The following is a 17,881-nucleotide window of genomic DNA, read 5'->3' on the forward strand; positions in this document are numbered from 1 at the left end:
CCCATGTCGTAACCCCACGACGATGAGCCCACCCGCCCCTTCGCGCCCAGCGTGAGCATGTAGGCGTTCTCGGTGTACTTGTTCATGATCGAGTCGTAGCCGCCGATATCCTCGGGCGAAAACGCTCGCTGGAGTTGCACGTAGTCGCGCAATTTGGGGTCGTAGAAATATTTGTACTTGCTGCTGCTACCCCACCAGGTATAGCTGGAACCGGTGGCGAAGCGCGTTTCGTTGTAGTTGTAGAGCAAGTCGCCATACAGCTGCAGGTGTTCGCCCGCATCGAAGGTGGCATGGGTGTAGATCTGGCCGCTTTCGCTGCCGTTGGACAAGGTGCGATAACCCGGCGAATAGAACGAGCCGCAATACGTGCCGTTGCCGGGACGCGACTGCAATGCCTCGGTGCCAGCGAACTGCCTGGTCACGCGACTGCACGCGCTGTTGTCCACGCGATCGACATTGATATAGCGGCCGGTCGTGCCGCTGATCAGCAGATAGTCACGGGAAGCCACCGGCGCGCTGGTGCCGTCCTGGTTCACCCGCGCGGTGAGGTCGCGCTGGTAGCCCCAGATTGGGTCGACCTTTTCGTATTGCGCGCCACCCATCAGGGTGAAGCGGCCGTTCTGGAAGCCGTCGCTGAAACTGATCCGCCGNNCCGTTGTACAGCGCGGGGAAATTGCCCATCGGCCGGCCGTCGATGAGGTACTTGGTAAAGCCTGCCGGCATACCGAACAGGCTCAGCGTCTGCGCTCCCTGAGTGAACGAGGCCGAGGTCTGCGCGCCCTGCACGCTGCCCACGGCGAAGGAGGATTGCCGGAGTGCATCGGCCACGGTGGCGAAGCCGCGCACCTGCATGTCGTTGGCTGTGATGACCACCAGAGGCGCGGCGGTTTCCACCTGCACTTGCGGGATCAGCGAACCGGTGACGTTGATCGCATCCATCCGCTTCGCTTGCTTGGCGGACGCGGCAGGCGGGATGTCTTCGGCCTGCGCCTGCGGTGAGGACGCCTTCACCGACGCGGGTCCGGTAGCCGCCAATTCGGGCGCATGCGACAGACCCGAATCCAAACCCTTGCTGGCCACGACGGCGTCGCTGGCATCAGTCGCAGTCCCTGAGATGTCGCCCGCCGTACCCTGCGCCAGCACGTTGCCGCTGGCCAGGCCCAAGGCGATGGCGAGCAGCAGCAGGCGTAAATCGAACGAAGCCGATCCGCTACGTGAAATCATTTCGAGTTGCTCCCCTGTGAAAGGCGATAGCGGTCCGTGTCGGTGTCGTCGACACCAACGCAAAAGCGCTTCGGATGCAGCGCCCTCCGCGCTGCGGGAAACAGACAATCAAAACTTGTTTAACAAGTCAAACGTGGTCTTTCTCTTACAAAAATCACAAGAATGGCTTGGTGATTGGACTCACCAAAGCCAGGTTTAACTTGCCTACAAGAAAATCAACTGACGCCTACGCAGGCTTCGCAGATCGACTGAAGGAAGCCTGCGATTTGGCCGACATCCCGGGCGGCCGAGCGCGTAACAAGGCGCTCTCGTTGCGGTTTGACGTGTCCAAAGAAGCCGTACGCCAGTGGTTCAAGGGACAGGCCTTTCCCGAAACGGCTCGGCTGGCAAAAGTGGCGGATGAGTTTGAGTGCAGCCTGGATTGGCTGATCCTGGGCCGCCTGCCATCGACCGGGCAGGTACGCGAACCCGGGGGCGCCTATAAGGTCCTGACCGAGCAGGAACGCGCCGTTATTACTGCCATGCGCAAGTTGAATGCCCGACGTCGCAACGCCCTGGTGCAGCTGCTGGCCGATAGCGAAGGCTGAGGGGTCGAGTCCTATTGAAGACGCCGCTCGCCAAGCTTTCGCCCGCCCCGCTCCACGGCATGCCGCGACCTCGGTGATATCAATGGTGATATGATGACATCATTGATATCAGCACAAGGGGCGCCCGCCATGGCTTCCGTCACCATTCGCAACCTACCCGAAGAAACCCACCGCGCCTTGCGCGTACGTGCCGCCACGCATGGACGCAGCACGGAGGCGGAAATCCGGGCGATTCTCGAAAGCGCTGTCCGGCCGGAGAGCCGCATCAAGCTCGGTTCCCTGCTGGCCGACATTGGCCGGGAAGTGGGCGGGGTCGAACTTGAGATCGAGCGCGACCGGACGGCGTCCGATCCCGTGAGCTTTGAATGATCCTGCTCGATACGAATGTTGTCTCAGAGCCGCTCAAAGCGCCGGGCGACATGAACGTGCTTGCATGGATCGACGCACAGATCATCGAAACGCTGTACCTCTCGGCGATCAGCCTTGCCGAACTGCGCTTCGGCGTCGCTGTGCTGCCGGAAGGCAAGCGCCGCGACATCCTTCATCAGCGCCTCGAGCAACGCGTGCTGCCTCTGTTTGCCGGCCGCATACTGCCATTCGATGCACCCGCATCGGACGCCTACGCCACGCTGCGCTCCCGCGCTCGCGCCGCCGGGAAAGCGATCGCCTCTGCGGATGGTTACATCGCCGGCATCGCTGCAACCCATGGTTTTGCGGTGGCCACGCGCGACACGTCCCCTTTTGAAGCTGCCGGCGTGGCTGTCATCAACCCATGGACATGGCAGGCGTAATCGGGCCTGCGCGCTTTCACAGCAGATAGCGCGAACGCTCAGTACCGCTGCATGCCTTCCACATGACACTGCGCCACGCTCTTGCTGGCATTGGCCGCGCCAGCGTCATCGCCCGCATGACGGCGCAGCTCGGCGATGGTTTGCCAGTTGCGTGCGCACAACGGGCCGAGTTTCGGACCCAGGTCCCATGAGCGGTGGGCGAGCTGTTCGGCGTTGGCGTAGTCCTTCAAGCGGATCGCCAGTTCGGCGCGGTCCTGCAGCAGGTCGGGCGAGTTGGGGCTGATCTTCAGCGCCTGGTCGAGCTTGGTGGCGGCTTCGTTGTATTTGCCGACGCGCAGGTCGCCTTCGGCGGCGTCCTGTAGCGCGGCCACACCCGGATCGCGCAGCGGGTTCACGTCGATCGCCGATTTCTCTTTGTCGCCGGCCGCATGGATGGACGCCAGCATCTGGTCGTCGGACACGGTCGGACGCGTGGCCTGCGACGGCGCGGTGGGCTGGCTGCACGCTGCGAGCAAGAGGACGGCCAACGAAGCGGGCGCGGCGGTAAGACGAAGGGCACGACGAAACATGATCAATCCCGGATAGGGGCGGAGGAAGCCGGCGCGGGAGCGCCGTCGCCGCCGCTGAAGAAGTTGCCGACGTGCTGCCAGAAACAGCCTTCGGCGTCCTGTGACAGTGTACCGGCGACCACCGGCACCTGCCGCGCTCCTTCGCAGCCCTCTTCCGATCGCTTGCCGTTGGCGGGGTTGATCCACGCCATTTCCAGGCCCTGGCCCGGCGCCGCCGGCAACGGACGGGTGGGCAGTTTCTTGAACAGCTCCTGCCAGGCGCGCAGGCTGCCGGTGGCGCCGTACATGCCGCTGGGTTTGTTGTCGTCGCGGCCCATCCAGAACACGGCGAGGTGATCGCCGGTGAATCCGGCGAACCAGCTGTCGCGCATGTCGTTGCTGGTGCCGGTCTTGCCCGCCGCATTGAGGTAGGCCAGGCCCGAAGAACCAATCGACGCGGCCGTGCCCGAGCGGGTGACCTGCTGCATGGCCCAGGTCACCAGGCGCACGGCTGGCTGGTATTCACCCGCGCCGGTCTTCACTTCATAGCGCTTGATGGTCTGGCCGCGCGCATCCACCACGCCGCGCACCGCCAGCGGCGGCAGCGCATGGCCGTCGGCGGCGATGTACTGATAGAGCTGGGTGGCCTGCAGCGGCGACATGTCGACGGCGCCGATCAGCAGCGAGGGACTCGGATTGACGTTGCTGAGGCCGAACGACTCCAGGAACGCCTTGATGCGCGACACGCCGATATTCATGCCCAGGTTGATCGTGGCCAGATTCCACGAATGCACCAGCGCATCGACCATCGGCACCGAGCCATGCACATCGCCTTCGTCGTTCTTCGGCGTCCAGAAGCTGCCATCGGGCTGGCGCATGCTGACCGGCGAATCCTCCACGGGACTGGCCAGGTTCCAGCGCTCCGGATTGGTCAGTGCCACCAGGTAGACCAGCGGCTTCACCAGCGAACCGATCTGGCGTTTCGCATCGAGCGCGCGATTGAAGCCCTGGTCGCCGGGCAGCTTGCTGCCGACGATGGCGAGCACCGCGCCGGTCTGCGCTTCGGTCACCACGGCGGCGGCCTGTGCCGCTTCACCACGTTTGCCCAGTCCACCGAGCGTGGTGGTGATGGCTTGTTCGGCATAGACCTGCGCGGCCGGGTCCAGCGTGGTGAAGATGCTGAGGTTGCCCTGGGAAAGCGTGTCGTCGTCGAAGTCCGAGGTGATCTGCAAACGCACCAGGTCCATGAACGCCGGGAAGCGGTTATGCGGCAGCTGGCCGTTGCTCACGATGCCCAGCGGCGACGCCTTGTAGCCAGTGGCCTGATCTGCAGTGATCAGTCCGGTCTCGGCGAACTGGTCGATCACCAGGTTGCGGCGCGACAGCGCGCGATCGGGATAGCGACGCGGGTCGTAGTAGCTCGGTCCCTTCACCATGCCGATCAGCAGCGCCATTTCCTGCGGCTTGAGATCTTCCATGCGGCGGCCGAAGTAGAACTCCGACGCCGCGGCAAAACCGTGCACCGCCTGGCCGCCTTGCTGGCCGAGGAACACCTCGTTGACGTAGGCCTCGAGGATGCGGCTCTTGTCGTAATGCGCCTCGATGAGGATGGACATCAACGCTTCGTTCAATTTGCGCGAGACATGCTGTTCGCGATCGAGGAACAGGTTGCGCACCAGCTGCTGGGTGAGCGTGGAACCGCCCTGCACGGTATGGCCGGCACGCAGGTTCGCGAACGTCGCGCGCAGGATGGCCGTGAGGTCGATGCCGAAGTGATGCTTGAAGTCGCGGTCTTCCACCGCCTGCAGGCCGCTCAGCAACAGCGGCGGCACGTCGGTGAGGCGCACGATGCGGCGCTCTTCCTGCTGCGAGCCATACACCGTGGCGATGCGCGCGGGATCGAGATGGGTCACGTCGATCGGCTTGCCATTGGCCAGGTCCTTGACGCTGGCCACCTGCCCCTTGCCCAACGCGACGCGGATGCGCTTGGGCACTTCGCCGCCGTCAGGGCCGGCGTAGCCGCGCGAAGCGATGGTGTAGGTGCTGCCCTCCTTCATCCAGGTCCCGGCCACGTCGGCGCGGCCGTCGTTGCTGTAACCGGCGAAGGTCAGTTCGAGTTCCAGCGTGCCCGGCGTCATCGGCGTGCCCGCCGACAAGGGCAGCGGCCTGGCGTAGATGCGCGTGGGCACGGCGAACACCAGATCGTTGAAGCGATCCTGCACACGCTTGTTGAGTACCATCGTGTACGGCAGCACGAAGCCGAACAGCAGTCCCATGCAGACCCAGAACGGAATGCGGATCCAGGGCCAGACGGCACTGAAGATCGAGCGGAGACGGGTCATGAAGTCCAAGTAGGGGCAATCCTGAACAGGGAGGCTCCGGGATCATAGGGCCTGCTTCCCGGCGGGCATCTGAACGTGGGCAGGGATTTCTGGCAGGACGCGGGCGGGGATGGGGCGGCCCAGAGGTTGTAGGAGGGCACCCTGTGCGCGACCGGGAAGCCTCTGAGCCGCCTGATGGCGGCGGTCGCGCACAGGGTGCGCTCCTACAAGGGGGGCTGCGGTTCCCAGGAGCTCGCGTCAGGCTGGAACGGGCGGGGTGAGATGCCCAGCAGGCGTTGCAAATCGCTGTTGTCGGCGATCAGGTCGGCTTCCAGCCGCGTCAGCGGGCCGCGCAGACGCGGCACTGCGTGGCGCCCCAGGCGCAGCAGCGCGGCGGGAATCGGTACCGGCAGCGTGGAGGTGGCGAGGCTGCGACGAACCCGGGCGAACATCTCACCCGCGGTGAGCCGTTCGCCGCCGCCCAGCGGCACGATCTGCCCGGCCGCTTCCGGATGATCGAGCGCGGCGACCACGGCGGCGGCAATATCGTCAGCATGCACAGGCTGGCGCAGGCCGCTGCCGGCCGGCAGCGGAAAGATGTGCAGCCGGCTGGCGCGACGCGCGATCGGCGAGAGGCTTTTGTCGATGCCGGCGCCGTAGATGAGCGTCGGCCGGAAAATGGTCCACGGCATGCCCTGGCGGTCGCATGCCGCGGCGACGGCAAGCTCGCCATCGCGCAGCGACTGCGAGAGTTCGCGCTCGGCGGGCACATCCGACGCCTGCTTGGACTCGGCGCTCATCGAACTGGTGGCGATGACGCGCGTGGACGCCGGCAAGCCGGCCGAGGCCAGCCACTGCGCGAACAAATTCAGCGGACCGAAATTGATCACGGCGGTGGGCCTGCCCACCTCGAAGAGGGGACCGGGTAGTTCGCCCTGCAGCCAATGCACGCCGGCTTGCGCATGGCGCGACTGGCGACTCAGGGCAAGCACCGATTCGCCGCGCGCACGAAGCCGCGGCAGCAGAAAATGGCCAATCTGACTGCTGGCCCCGAACACGAGCACCGTCATATCAACCGCCCGATTGCAGGCGCGCCGTCAACGTCGCGAGGCGCGGATTGCCGGGTGCCAGCTTGCGTGCGCTATCGAGCGCCTGCGCCGCGCTGGCGCGATCGCCGTTCTGCAATTCCTGTTCGGCCTGGTCCATCCATGCACCGGCGAGACGGTTGCGCAGCTCGCCCTGGCTGGCGCTGCCCGGCGAGAGATCAGCCAGGTCGGCGAGCCGATTGCCCGCCGCTGGAAGATTGCCGCTGGCCAAGGCCTGGTTGAACTGTTGGACGGCCAAACCCGAGAGCGACTCTAGTCCGTGGCGCGCCGCCTCGTTGTTGCCGTCCATCGCCAGGGCCTGGCGGTAGAGGTCATAGGCGCTCTCGCCCGGCGGCAACATCAGGTTGCCCTGCCGCGCGGCGGCATCGGCACGCTGGATGGTGCGGGCCAGTTCGGCGCTTTGCTGCGGTGTGAGCGGCGGATGCTGCAGGTTGTCGTTGTTGTCGGATGCGACATCGCTGGCGATGTCGTTGGCCACCTGCGCGGAGTTCGCTTTGCGCCCTTCACCACCGATGCGGGCACGCGCGGCTGCCAGATCAGCCGAGTGCGGCGCGATCGCTGCAGCCTGATCCAGCAACTGGCGCGCATGCGCGGGGTCGGCATTCTCTGCGGCGGCATTGGCCTGCACGATCAGCGCCTGCGCCACCTGGCCCAGGCCGGCCTTGGCATCGGCGTTGTCCGGATCGATCGCCAGCGCCGCCTTGAAGTGCGCCAGCGCAGTGTCTTCGCCGGGACCGACGATGCGGCCATCGCGCAAGGCGTCCTGACCCTGCTTGATCGCATCGGTGAGGGCGCCGCTGTTCTGCTGATTCTCCTGCACCAGGGCCGCGCGCAGTGCGGGCAGTTCCGCGTAGTTGGGCAGCAACACGGCAAGACGATCGACCAGGGTCGCCGCCTGCGCGCGATCGCCAGCATCGAGCGCCTTGTGCACCTGGCCGGCGATCGCGTCGCCGACCTGTTCCAGGCCATGCTTGGCTACGGCGTTGTTGGGATCGGCCGCCAGCACCCGGCGATACAGTTCGCCCGCGCCATCGTCGCCCTCGAGCTTGCCCGCGGCGAAGGCTTGCTGGGCCTGGTCCACCAAGCGATCGGTGGGCACCGCGCCGTTGCGCGCCGCCGCCAGGGCCTGGGTCAGTCGATCGACGTCACTGCCGCCGCCGAGCAGTTCGCGCGCGGCGGTGAGCGCCTGGTCTGCCTCGTCCAGCTTGTGGGCCTGCAGCGCGGCATCCGCTCGCGCAATCTCGGCCTGACCGACGTTGCGCAGTCCGTCGCGGGCGCGGTCGTTGTCGGGCTGCAGGGCACGCGCCGCTTCGAACAACTCGCGTGCGCTGCTGCCGTCGTTGCCGTCGAGATGGCCTTCCTGCAGCGCGGTTTCCGCGCGCCCGAGGATGCCGTCCAGTTCGGTGTTCGGCACCAACCCGCGCAGCCGGTCCTGGCCAATCCACAGCGAGGTACCCACGCCGATGGCAATCAGCACCACCAGCGGCACCAGCCAGCCGCGGCGCTTGGGACGATGCACCGGTGGGCGCGACGACCCGCCGCGACGCAGGTCGGGATCCAGCGTGAACTTGGGCAGCCCGTCGTCCTCCCGGGACTGGGGCGCCGGCCCGTCCAGGTTGTCGAGGTTGCCAAGGGTGGGCTCGGTGCGGCCCGACGACCCGTGGTCGTGCTGGTCTTTGCGTCCGTTCATGGGTTCACGAAGGTGGGTTAACGTGGGCAGCTTAACATTGCGCCGCTGCCGCTCCCGGGTGGCAACGCGCGGCGTTCAGGCTCCGCTGACGCGGCGTGCGTCGACCACGTTGGGCAGCGCCACCAGCCGGCTCAACAGGCCCGACAGCTGTTCGAAGTCGCGTACACGCAGGGTGAAACGCATCTCCACTTCGCCGGTGTGGCCCAGCAGTCGGCTGGACGAGGCGATGATGTGCGTGCCCATGTTGCTGATCAGGCTGGTGACATCTTTCTGCAAGCCCTTGCGGTCGTAGCCGCTCAGCTCGATGTCCACTTCGTAGGCTCGGGCGGCCGCCTTGCCCCACTCCACCTCGATGACCCGATCGGGATCGCGCCGCGCCAGCCGCGCCAAGCTGGCGCAATCGGCACGATGCACGGAGACGCCGCGGCCGCGCGTCACAAAGCCCCGCACCGGGTCGCCCGGCAGCGGCTGGCAGCAGCGCGCGAGTGTGGTGAGCAGGTTGCCGACGCCTTCGATACTCAGCGCGCTGTGATCGCGCAGCGCCTGCCTTGCCTGTGCCGCGGCAGAGGGCGGCGGTTCGGCAGGCGGTGGCGCTGCCGCCTCCTGCAACACGCGTGCGATCTGGCCCGGCGCGACCTCGCCCAGCGCCAGCGCCACCAGCAATTCGTCGTGCGTCTTCAGATGGAAATGCGCGGGCAGCTTGCCCAGGTCGGCCGCGGGCAGCGCAAGCCGCCTGATCTCCTTTTCGAAGATCGCGCGACCGGCGGCGAGATTGGCATCGTGCGCAATGCGGCGGAACCACGTGCGCACTTTTTCCTTGGCGCGCGAGGTATGCAGATAGCCGTGATGCGAGGACAGCCAGTCACGGCTGGGCTCGGCCACTTTTGCGGTAAGTACTTCGATGCGATCGCCGCTGGAAGGCTGGAAGGTCAGCGGCACGATGCGCCCGTTGACCTTGGCGCCACGGCAGCGATGGCCCACTTCGGTGTGCACGTGGTAGGCGAAATCCAGCACGGTGGCGCCGTGCGGCAGGTCCACCACTTCGCCCTTGGGGGTGAGCACGTAGACGCGGTCTTCCAGCAGCTCGGTATGCAGTTCGGCGGCCAGATCGCCTTCGCTGTCCGGACGCGGTTCCAGCAGGCGCCGCATCCAGGCAATCTTCGCCTCGAACTCGCTGTCGCCGGCGCCGCCTTCCTTGTAACGCCAGTGCGCGGCCACGCCCAGCTCGTTGATGCGATGCATCTCGTGCGTGCGGATCTGCACTTCCAGCGTCTTGCCGCGCGGACCGATCACGGCCGTGTGCAGCGAGCGATAGTCGTTGCCCTTGGGGCGCGCGATGTAATCGTCGAACTCACCGGGCAAATGCGGCCACAGCGTGTGCACCACGCCGAGCGCGCCGTAGCAGTCGCCCACCGAATCCACCAGTACGCGAATGGCGCGGATGTCGTAGAGATCGGAAAACTCCAGCGACTTGCGCTGCATCTTCTTCCAGATCGAATAGATGTGCTTCGGCCGCCCGGCGAGTTCCGCGCGGATGCCGGCCGCCGCGAGCGAGCGCTGCAGCGCATCCAGCGATTCGCGGATGAAGTCCTCGCGATCGACGCGCCGCTCGTCCAACAGGCGGGCGATGCGCTTGTAGGTTTCCGGTTGCAGGTAGCGGAAGCTCAGGTCCTCCAGCTCCCACTTCAATTGCCAGATACCCAGGCGATTGGCCAGAGGTGCGTGGATGTCCTGGGTGAGACGCGCCAGCGCCTGGCGCTCGCTGTCCGGCAGGCTGCTCGCCGCGCGCATATTCGCCAGCTGCCGGGCGAGCAGGATGAACACCACGCGCAGGTCGCGGATGATCGCCAGCAACAGGCGGCGCAGCCCTTCCGCGCCACGGTCGCCGCCGTGCTGGGCATGCAGCGCCCAGACTTTTTCCGCGGCGAGCTGGCCACTGACCAGCCGCTGCAGCTCGGGCGGCAGGCTGGCTTCACGCAAGGCCCACAGGGCCGGATCGATGCGCGACACCTCGAACCACAGGGCGGCGGCCTGGGTCTGGGCATCGCAGCCCAGCATGGCCAGCAGCTCCAGCACGTCCACGCATTCGGCCTGGTTCATCGGCAGCACCGCGCACGTATCCAGCGCCTCGCCCAGCACGGGCGACACGTTGCCGGCGCGTTCGCGCCACTCGGCGAGACCCGAGCTTGCATGGAGGACGGCTTGAACCATGCACCTATTCTAGTGCAGTCACCCGGTATTCCCCCGCGCCCGCATGAACCGGCGATTCATGCCGTGTATGCTGCGCCAGCAACGCTTCACCCTTGCCCCTAGAGGACTACCCCATGCGTCTGGCCCGTTCGCTGCTGTTGCTGATGAGTGTCGCTCTCGCCGTTCCCGTCGCTGCGTTCGCTGCCGACCAGGTGCTGCCGCTGCAGCAGCGCATGACGCCGGAAGAGTTCAAGGCAGCCGGCCTGGACAAGCTGTCGCCGGATGAACTGAACAACCTCGACAACTGGCTGAGCGGTCACGGCAAGGTCGTGACCAAGGTGGTCGACCAGAGCGGCAAGCCGGTGTTCTACCCCACCGCCGAAAAAGCCGGCCCGGTGCAGGCGCACGTGCAGGGCTCGTTTGCAGGCTTCACCGGCCACACCCAGATCACCCTGGACAACAACCAGGTGTGGCAGCAGGCCGATGGCACCCGCGTGTCCTGCATGGCCAGCGAGAATCCGAAGATCGCGATCCGCCGCTCGCTGATGGGCAACTGGATGGCGGCAGTGGATGGCTGCAACGACACCGCGCCGATGAGCCGCGTGAAATAAATCTCCCCTGTAGGAGCGCACCCTGTGCGCGAACCGATGCCGCGAGGCATCGGCCGTCGCGCACAGGGTGCGCTCCTACAAGGCTAGGTTTTCGAGCGCGCGCATCAGGCGCTTGGCCGAGACCGGCTCGGGCGTCTTCAGCTCCTGCGCGAACAGCGACACGCGCCACTCTTCGATCAGCCAGCGCAGTTCGTCCAGGCCTTCGGTACCGGCGGCGCGATGCTTGAGGTAGTCACGCCAGAACGGCAGCACCTGCAGCAAGCGCTGCTGATCCTTTGCCGGATCCTGGCGCAGGCGTTCGGCACGCAAACGCATGGCCTTGAGGTAGCGCGGATAGTGCGCCAGCCGTGACGTTGGCAGCTCACGCAGGAAGCCGGGCGTGAGCAGTGCATCGAGCTGTTCGCGCAGATCGTCGTAGCTGGCCCGCGCAAAGCCCATCAGCGGCGGTTGCAGCCAGGGCTTCAGATCGGCCTGCGCTTCGATGATGGGCTCGGCCAATTTCAATCGCTCGACGCCGGCACCAAACAGTTCGCGCGATGCCTGCGTATGCAAGGCTTCGAACGCGCCAGCCGTGCGCACGTTGAGCTCGTGGCGTGCCAGCAAGTCCTGCAGGCCGCCTTCGACCAGATCCTCGCGCAGGCCATCCACGCCGCCGAGTGGTGCGTACTTCAAGGCGAGCGGATTGCCGACCGGCAAGCGCCGGCGCGCCTGTTTCATGTCGCTGGCCAGCGCGTTGCGCAACAGGCGGATCACACCGTGCACATGGGCTTCGCGCGCTTCGTCACTGCGCTCGAACACGCGCAGCGCCACGGCGTCACCCAGGTCCACCAGCGCCGGGAACGCGAGCAGTCCACCGGCCGAACGGACCTGCGCCGGAATCTCCTCGAAGTCCCAGCTGGCAATGTCTTCGCGTGTCAGTTCGATATCGGTCTTGCGCGAGAACGCTTCGCGCGCCTGGCCTTCCCACTGCGCGCGAATCGCGGCCAAGTCGCGCCCAGTGGCGAGCGTCTTGCCGTTTTCGTCGTGCAGGCGATAGCGCATGCGGAAGTGTGCGGGCAAGACCACCTGATCAAATTCGGCCGCCGATATATCCACGCCCGTGGCGCGCTTGAGGAACATCGCCAGCGCCTTGTTCAGCGATTCATCGCGCGGCGCCTCGGCCTCGACAAAGGCGCGTGCGAAATCCGGCGCCGGCACGAAATTTCGCCGCAGCGCCTTGGGCAGTCCCCGTATCAGCTCGGCAATTTTTTCGGCCAGCAGACCCGGCACCAGCCACTCGCAGCGCGCGGCGGGCAAGGCATTCAACATGGCCAGCGGCAGATGCAAGGTGACGCCGTCCGCATCGTCGCCGGGGACGAAACGGTATTCGAGGCGGTATTTCTGCGGCGGCACATCCAGCGAAGCCGGGAACGCCTTGGGATCCAGCCCCGCGCCGCCGCTCATCACATCATCAAGCGACCAACGCAGCGCCGCCTGTTCCGCCGGACGCGCCTTGCGGTACCACGCATCCAGCGCCCGGCTGTCGGCGATGTCCTGCGGCAGCTTGCCCTCGAAGAAACGGACCAGCTCGTCTTCATGACGCAGCAAGCCCTCGCGGCGCTGCTTGGCCTCGATGCCGCGCGCATCTTCCAGTACGCGCTGGTTTGCGCGGATGAAGTCAGCGCGTGCATCGATATCGCAGCGTGCCAGTGCCTCGCGCAGGAAGATCTCATGCGCAAGCGCGGGATCCTGCTTCTGGAACGTGACCGGCCGGCGTTCGACCAGGGTGAGTCCGAACAGGCTCACCTGCTCGTACGCGACCACGTGGCCGCGCTTGCGCGACCAGTGCGCGTCACGGCACGAAGCGCGCAACAAATGCGCGGCCTGCTGTTCGATCCACAGCGGCTCGATGCGGGCGCACATCATGCCCCACACGCGACCGCCGACATCGAGAATCTGCCCGGCGAAGATCCAGTTGGGCGGCACCTTGGACAGCGATGAGCCCGGGAATACCTGGAAGCGGCGTTCGCGCGTGCTGCGATAGACACCCTTCTCGTCCTTGTGACCCACCTGTGTGGGCAAGCCCGCCAGCAGGCTGCGATGGATGGCTTCGTATTGCTTCGCTGCCTCGTCCTCGCCCTTGCTCCCTCTCCCCTCCGGGGAGAGGGTTGGGGTGAGGGGCGGGTGCTCGCGGGAAGGCTGCCGATCTTTTTTGGCGGGAGCGACAGCCGTCGCCTTTGCAACGCCCCGCGAGGTTGGCCCCTCATCCCGGCCTTCTCCCCGGCGGGGAGAAGGAGAAGTGGTGGCTTCTCGCGACATCATCGCATCCAGCTTCCACCCAAGCTCCTGCACCACCAGCAACAACTGCCGATGCAGCTCACGCCACTCGCGCATGCGCATGAAGCTGAGGAAGTGCCGCGTGCACCAGTCGCGCAGTTTCGACTGCGTCAGGTCTTCGTGCGCCTTGCCGTAATCGCGCCACAGGTTGAGCACGCCGACGAAATCGGATTTCGGATCCGCAAAGGCTGCGTGCGCTGCATCGGCCTGCTGGCGTGCGTCCGCCGGCCGCTCGCGCGGGTCCTGGATGCTGAGGAACGAGACGATGGCGAGCACTTCGCGCAGGCTGTGCAACTGTTGTGCTTCCACCAGCATGCGCGCCAGCTGCACGTCGATCGGCAGCTTGGCGACTGTGCGGCCGGTGGGCGTCAGTCGCCGTGCCTCGTCGATGGCGGAAATTTCCGCCAGGCGACGATAGCCGTCCGCCACCACGCGCGGATCGGGCGCTTCAAGGAACGGGAAGTCCTCCACTTCGCCCAGCTGCAGGGCAAGCATGCGCAGGATGACGTTGGCCAGCGAGGAGCGCAGCAATTCCGGATCGGTGTACGCGGCGCGACTCTCGAAATCGGCTTCGTCGTAGAGCCGGTAGCAGATGCCCGGACCCACGCGGCCGCAACGACCCTTGCGCTGATCGGCAGCCGCCCGCGAAATCGGCTCCACGTGCAGGCGTTCGAGCTGGCTGCGTTGGCTATAGCGTTTGACGCGCGCCTGGCCCGTATCGATCACATAGCGAATGCGCGGCACCGTGAGCGAGGTTTCGGCCACGTTGGTGGCCAGCACCACGCGTCGCTTGGTACCGGGTTTGAAGACGCGATCCTGATCGCCCGCCGACAGACGCGCGTACAGCGGCATCACTTCGGTCTCACGGTACTGGCGTCGCGAGAGCAGCAGATGTGCATCGCGAATTTCGCGCTCGCCGGGCAGGAAGATCAGCACGTCGCCGCGCGGATCGTCGTGGGTGATCTCATCCAGCACGGCGGCCACATGGTCCGCCCCACCCTGCTGCAGCTCCCCCGCCCGCTGCCCGCGTCGTGCGGCCACCTCGTCGACCGAGCGCCAGCGCACTTCCACCGGATAGGCACGCCCTTCCACCGAAACGATGGGCGCACCGCTGAAATGCTCCGCGAAACGCTCGGTATCGATGGTGGCCGAGGTGACGATGATCTTGAGCGTCGGGCGCTTCACCGCCAGCCGCTTCAGATAACCCAGCAGGAAGTCGATGTTGAGGCTGCGTTCGTGCGCCTCGTCGATGATGATGGTGTCGTACGCGCTCAGCCACGGATCACCCTGCGTTTCGGCGAGCAGGATGCCGTCGGTCATGAACTTGACCAGGGTGCGCTCGGACACTTGGTCGTTGAAGCGCACCTGGAAGCCGACCTGTTCGCCCAGCGGCGTCGCCAGCTCCTCGGCCACGCGGCGTGCCACCGAACGCGCAGCCAGCCGGCGCGGCTGGGTGCAGCCGATCATGCCCGCTTCGCCACGACCGGCTGCCAGGCACAGCTTGGGCAATTGGGTGGTCTTACCCGAACCGGTCTCGCCAGCGATCACCACCACCTGGTGCTTGCGAATCAGCTCGACGATTTCCTCGGCGCGCGCGGTGATCGGCAGCGCTTCGTCCAGCCGGATCGCCGGCTTGGCGTCCGCACGCGCCTTGCGTCGGGCCACGGAAGCTTCGATGTCGCGGGTAAGTGCAGCCAGCTTTTTCTCGTCGAAACGGCGCGACAACTCGCGCCACCGGCCTAGCAGGCGGCCCTGGTCGCGAGTGGATACGTCGTCGAGCGCCTGGCGCAATGGACGCAGACGCGCATCGGTGGAGGCGGCGTTGGGAGCGGTCGGGGTCATCGGACCGCAGATGATAGCCGCTGAAGGGGGCGGCGCGGGACGGGTGGAATAAACACGGCCACCGGATCGCCCTCCGCGACTGACCGCGGCAGGTTGCCGCGCACGCCTCGATAGGCGCCGGCAGCGACGCCATTTTACTGAGGTAGCCACTCGCATCAGGCGATAGCTCAGACCTATCGCCAGCATCAGAAGGATTCATTTCCCCCGGGGAAACCGGCTCACTAACCTGAGTCCAACTTCCCTTCCATCACCCTCGCAAGGAGCAACACATGGCCATTTCCATCGGTATCGCCAAGAAGGACCGGGAACAGATCGGTGAGCAGTTGTCCAAGTTGTTGGCCGATACGTATTCGCTGTATCTGAAGACGCACAGCTTCCACTGGAACATCACCGGTCCGCAGTTCAACAGCCTGCACACCATGTTCGAGACCCAGTACAACGAACTGTGGCTGGCGGCCGACGAAGTGGCCGAGCGCATCCGTACGCTGGACGTGTTTGCGCCGGGCTCCTACAGCCAGTTCGGCAAGCTCACCTCGATCAAGGAAGAAGCCGGCGTGCCGGACTGGAGGGAGATGGTGGGCCAGCTGGTCGAAGGCCACGAGATCGCCGCGCATACCGCACGCCAGGTGATCAAGGTGGCCGATGACGCAGGCGACGAAGGCACGGCCGATATCGTGACCGGCCGCCTGAAGGAACACGAGAAGACCGCCTGGATGCTGCGCTCGCTGCTGAAGTAATCGCGCTCGACACCCTCGCCTTCACAGCGAGGGTGTGTCGCGGCCCGCGAGCACCACGCTCAGGGCCGCGCCTCCAACACGATGTTGAACGGCGTCTCCGCGGCACGGCGGAAGCGCTGGAAGCCACCGCCGTCGACCACCACTTCGCGTAACTTCGCCTCACCCGCCTGGGCACCCAGGGCGGGGCCGTGGCGCGCCAGCGACACGGGCACGCAGATCTGCGCCGATGCACCGAAGTAGACGCGTCCCACCGGATTGAGGTTGTCCTGCACGTGGTTGCCGGCGAACGGCTCCACGATCATGCAGTTGCCATCGGACTTGAGTGCACCGCGCGCATGCCTGGCCACGCCGACCGGGTCGCCCATGTCGTGCAGGCAGTCGAAGAAGGCGATCAGGTCGAAATCCTTGCCGTTGTAGCCGGTGGCGTCGGCCACTTCGAACGACGCGTTGACCACGCCGGCTTCGGCGGCACGCTCACGCGCCACCTCGATTGATGGTGCGTGGTAGTCGTAACCGACGAACTGCGAGGTGGGAAAGGACTTGGCCATCAGGATGGTGCTGGCGCCATGGCCACAGCCGACATCGGCGGCCCGCCCACCCTTGCGCAATTTGTCCACCACGCCATCGAGCGCCGGCAGCCAGGCGCCGATCAGGTTGGCGTTGTAGCCGGCCCGGAAGAAACGCTCGGTGCCATGGAACAGGCAGGGATGATGCTCGCCCCACTCCATGCCCTCACCGTTGCGGAAGTGATCCAGGGTGCGGCTCTTGGCATGGAACAGCGCCTCGACGATGGAATAGGCACCGGGGACATCCACCGGACCATTCGGATCGGCCAGACACAAGGCCTGCTCTTCGCTCAGGCCGTAGCGGCCGGAGGCCTCGTCGTATTCCACGTAGCCGCCGGCGGCCTGGTTGCCCAGCCACTCGCGCACATAGCGTTCGTAGGTGCCGGTGCGTTCGGCCAGTTCGGCTGGGGTCAGGCGCTCCTTCGCCAGCGCCTTGTAGAAGCCCAGCTCGTCGCCGATCTGGATCAGCGTGGCACTGATGGCGGCCCCCAGATCGCCTACGGCTCGTCCCAGGAAAGCGTGAAGTCTTTGTTCATCGATCGCCATGACAGTGCTCCGCGACACCGCCCTCAAGGGCAATGGAGTAGGATGGAACCTCCTGGATACGCTGCCTGTTGCGAATGCGCCTGTCCCATACCGGACAGCGCGAAAGGACTAGGCCGGTGGCGGGAGTGCGACATGCCACGCCCGTTTGGACACTTATCCGCAGGGGAATCCCGTGCGCCGCTGGCGCCAGGTGGCGTCGTGCGCGTGGCCCTGCTGCAGCAATTGCTCGATCAACTGCTGATCGGCGTGATCCTGGTGGACGCGCAGGCCCACCCCTCCTTTCTCAACCATCAGGCCCGCGACCTGCTGGCGCGGCGTGACGGCCTGCTGGTGAGCCCTGCCGGCCTGAAGGCAGCCAGCGTGGCGGACACGCGACGGCTGCGCCACGCCATCGCGCTGACCGCCGCATCCGTGCGCAGCGACGGGCGCCTGCCTCAACCCCATTACCTGGCCCTGCGGCGGCGCTCCCGTCGTGCCGCACCCTGGCTGCTGCGTCTGTCGCCGCTGCCGGGGCCGCCGCCGGAGGTCGTCGTGCTCGTCACAACCCCTGAACATCTGCGCCCGCTTCCGCCGGAAGCACTGGCGGTGGCGTTCGGCCTGACGCCCCGCGAGGCCGCGCTGGCCGGCCTGCTGGCCGATGGTCACGAGCTGCGCGACTGCGCCCGCCGGCTGGCGATGGCCGAAGGCACGGCGCGCAACCACCTCAAGCATGTCTTCGAAAAAACCGTCCAGCACAGCCAGGCCACCCTGGTCGCCGCGCTGTGCCGGATGGCCGTTCCGTGCCGGTGACAGCAGCCGGCCCCATG

At 66.2% G+C, this 17,881-nt stretch carries 14 protein-coding genes and 1 pseudogene; 6 read left to right on the forward strand and 9 right to left on the reverse strand.

Annotated features, from left to right (window positions below; translation table 11 throughout):
* Together Y882_RS18770 and Y882_RS18775 are read right to left on the reverse strand one after the other, a co-directional pair.
* Positions 1–509: pseudogene (locus tag Y882_RS18770) on the reverse strand (TonB-dependent receptor); the annotation flags it as partial.
* On the reverse strand, positions 496–1,224 hold the full coding sequence (locus Y882_RS18775) for a TonB-dependent receptor plug domain-containing protein (RefSeq protein ID WP_052949727.1): 729 nt from the start codon (positions 1,222–1,224) through the stop codon (positions 496–498). The gene Y882_RS18775 and the pseudogene Y882_RS18770, both read right to left, overlap by 14 nt.
* A 170-nt stretch (positions 1,225–1,394) precedes the next feature.
* Between Y882_RS18775 and Y882_RS05945 the strand changes: the two genes are divergently transcribed.
* The 3 genes from Y882_RS05945 to Y882_RS05955 all read left to right on the forward strand — a co-directional run bounded on the left by Y882_RS05945 (position 1,395) and on the right by Y882_RS05955 (position 2,602).
* Positions 1,395–1,811, forward strand: a complete 417-nt coding sequence (locus Y882_RS05945; protein WP_162207395.1) for a helix-turn-helix domain-containing protein — start codon at positions 1,395–1,397, stop codon at positions 1,809–1,811.
* Positions 1,812–1,940: 129 nt separating this feature from the next.
* The gene (locus tag Y882_RS05950) at positions 1,941–2,180 is read left to right on the forward strand and encodes a FitA-like ribbon-helix-helix domain-containing protein (protein WP_046970986.1); all 240 of its coding nucleotides are present in this window, start codon (positions 1,941–1,943) and stop codon (positions 2,178–2,180) included.
* Positions 2,177–2,602, forward strand: a complete 426-nt coding sequence (locus tag Y882_RS05955; protein ID WP_046970987.1) for a type II toxin-antitoxin system VapC family toxin — start codon at positions 2,177–2,179, stop codon at positions 2,600–2,602. Before Y882_RS05950 ends, Y882_RS05955 begins: the two co-directional genes overlap by 4 nt.
* Positions 2,603–2,640: 38 nt before the next feature.
* On the opposite strand, the gene Y882_RS05960 is transcribed toward Y882_RS05955, so the two are convergent.
* The 5 genes from Y882_RS05960 to Y882_RS05980 all read right to left on the reverse strand — a co-directional run bounded on the left by Y882_RS05960 (position 2,641) and on the right by Y882_RS05980 (position 10,478).
* Positions 2,641–3,171 carry a tetratricopeptide repeat protein gene (locus tag Y882_RS05960; RefSeq protein ID WP_046970988.1) on the reverse strand — a complete coding sequence of 177 codons (531 nt, stop codon included), beginning with the start codon at positions 3,169–3,171 and terminating at the stop codon, positions 2,641–2,643.
* Positions 3,172–3,173: 2 nt separating this feature from the next.
* Positions 3,174–5,492, reverse strand: coding sequence for a penicillin-binding protein 1B (gene mrcB / locus Y882_RS05965; protein WP_156171336.1), 2,319 nt, complete (start codon positions 5,490–5,492; stop codon positions 3,174–3,176).
* Positions 5,493–5,695: 203 nt separating this feature from the next.
* The gene (locus Y882_RS05970; RefSeq protein ID WP_046970990.1) at positions 5,696–6,541 is read right to left on the reverse strand and encodes an NAD-dependent epimerase/dehydratase family protein; all 846 of its coding nucleotides are present in this window, start codon (positions 6,539–6,541) and stop codon (positions 5,696–5,698) included.
* A gap of 1 nt (position 6,542) precedes the next feature.
* A complete protein-coding gene (locus Y882_RS05975; protein ID WP_046970991.1) occupies positions 6,543–8,267 on the reverse strand; it encodes a tetratricopeptide repeat protein in 1,725 nt (574 codons plus the stop codon).
* A gap of 75 nt (positions 8,268–8,342) precedes the next feature.
* Complete coding sequence (locus Y882_RS05980; RefSeq protein ID WP_046970992.1) at positions 8,343–10,478, reverse strand: RelA/SpoT family protein; 2,136 nt, start codon at positions 10,476–10,478, stop codon at positions 8,343–8,345.
* Positions 10,479–10,591: 113 nt separating this feature from the next.
* Here Y882_RS05980 and Y882_RS05985 point away from each other — a divergent pair, with 113 nt between their 5' ends.
* Positions 10,592–11,068, forward strand: a complete 477-nt coding sequence (locus Y882_RS05985; protein ID WP_046970993.1) for a hypothetical protein — start codon at positions 10,592–10,594, stop codon at positions 11,066–11,068.
* Positions 11,069–11,143: 75 nt separating this feature from the next.
* On the opposite strand, the gene hrpA is transcribed toward Y882_RS05985, so the two are convergent.
* Entirely contained in the window at positions 11,144–15,226 is a 4,083-nt protein-coding gene (gene hrpA, locus Y882_RS05990) for an ATP-dependent RNA helicase HrpA (RefSeq protein ID WP_046970994.1), read from the reverse strand.
* A gap of 269 nt (positions 15,227–15,495) precedes the next feature.
* Between hrpA and Y882_RS05995 the strand changes: the two genes are divergently transcribed.
* On the forward strand, positions 15,496–15,963 hold the full coding sequence (locus Y882_RS05995; RefSeq protein WP_046970995.1) for a Dps family protein: 468 nt from the start codon (positions 15,496–15,498) through the stop codon (positions 15,961–15,963).
* Positions 15,964–16,022: 59 nt separating this feature from the next.
* Here Y882_RS05995 and Y882_RS06000 read toward each other — a convergent pair whose 3' ends face one another.
* The gene (locus Y882_RS06000) at positions 16,023–17,075 is read right to left on the reverse strand and encodes a class I SAM-dependent methyltransferase (RefSeq protein WP_046970996.1); all 1,053 of its coding nucleotides are present in this window, start codon (positions 17,073–17,075) and stop codon (positions 16,023–16,025) included.
* Between the two features lie 198 nt (positions 17,076–17,273).
* On the opposite strand from Y882_RS06000, the gene Y882_RS06005 reads away from it, so the two are divergent.
* On the forward strand, positions 17,274–17,864 hold the full coding sequence (locus Y882_RS06005; RefSeq protein WP_052949731.1) for a helix-turn-helix transcriptional regulator: 591 nt from the start codon (positions 17,274–17,276) through the stop codon (positions 17,862–17,864).
* Positions 17,865–17,881: the final 17 nt, after the last annotated feature.

It is taken from the genome of Dyella japonica DSM 16301, assembly GCF_001010355.1.
Taxonomy (GTDB): domain Bacteria; phylum Pseudomonadota; class Gammaproteobacteria; order Xanthomonadales; family Rhodanobacteraceae; genus Dyella; species Dyella japonica.

Excerpts from the sequence above, each read along its gene's own strand:
- Y882_RS05950 (WP_046970986.1), top strand. The coding sequence starts at position 1,941 with ATGGCTTCCGTCACCATTCGCAACCTACCCGAAGAAACCCACCGCGCC.
- Y882_RS05955 (WP_046970987.1), top strand. The coding sequence starts at position 2,177 with ATGATCCTGCTCGATACGAATGTTGTCTCAGAGCCGCTCAAAGCGCCG.
- Y882_RS05960 (WP_046970988.1), bottom strand. The coding sequence starts at position 3,171 with ATGTTTCGTCGTGCCCTTCGTCTTACCGCCGCGCCCGCTTCGTTGGCC.
- mrcB (WP_156171336.1), bottom strand. The coding sequence starts at position 5,492 with ATGACCCGTCTCCGCTCGATCTTCAGTGCCGTCTGGCCCTGGATCCGC.
- Y882_RS05970 (WP_046970990.1), bottom strand. The coding sequence starts at position 6,541 with ATGACGGTGCTCGTGTTCGGGGCCAGCAGTCAGATTGGCCATTTTCTG.
- Y882_RS05975 (WP_046970991.1), bottom strand. The coding sequence starts at position 8,267 with ATGAACGGACGCAAAGACCAGCACGACCACGGGTCGTCGGGCCGCACC.
- Y882_RS05980 (WP_046970992.1), bottom strand. The coding sequence starts at position 10,478 with ATGGTTCAAGCCGTCCTCCATGCAAGCTCGGGTCTCGCCGAGTGGCGC.
- Y882_RS05985 (WP_046970993.1), top strand. The coding sequence starts at position 10,592 with ATGCGTCTGGCCCGTTCGCTGCTGTTGCTGATGAGTGTCGCTCTCGCC.
- hrpA (WP_046970994.1), bottom strand. The coding sequence starts at position 15,226 with ATGACCCCGACCGCTCCCAACGCCGCCTCCACCGATGCGCGTCTGCGT.
- Y882_RS05995 (WP_046970995.1), top strand. The coding sequence starts at position 15,496 with ATGGCCATTTCCATCGGTATCGCCAAGAAGGACCGGGAACAGATCGGT.
- Y882_RS06000 (WP_046970996.1), bottom strand. The coding sequence starts at position 17,075 with ATGGCGATCGATGAACAAAGACTTCACGCTTTCCTGGGACGAGCCGTA.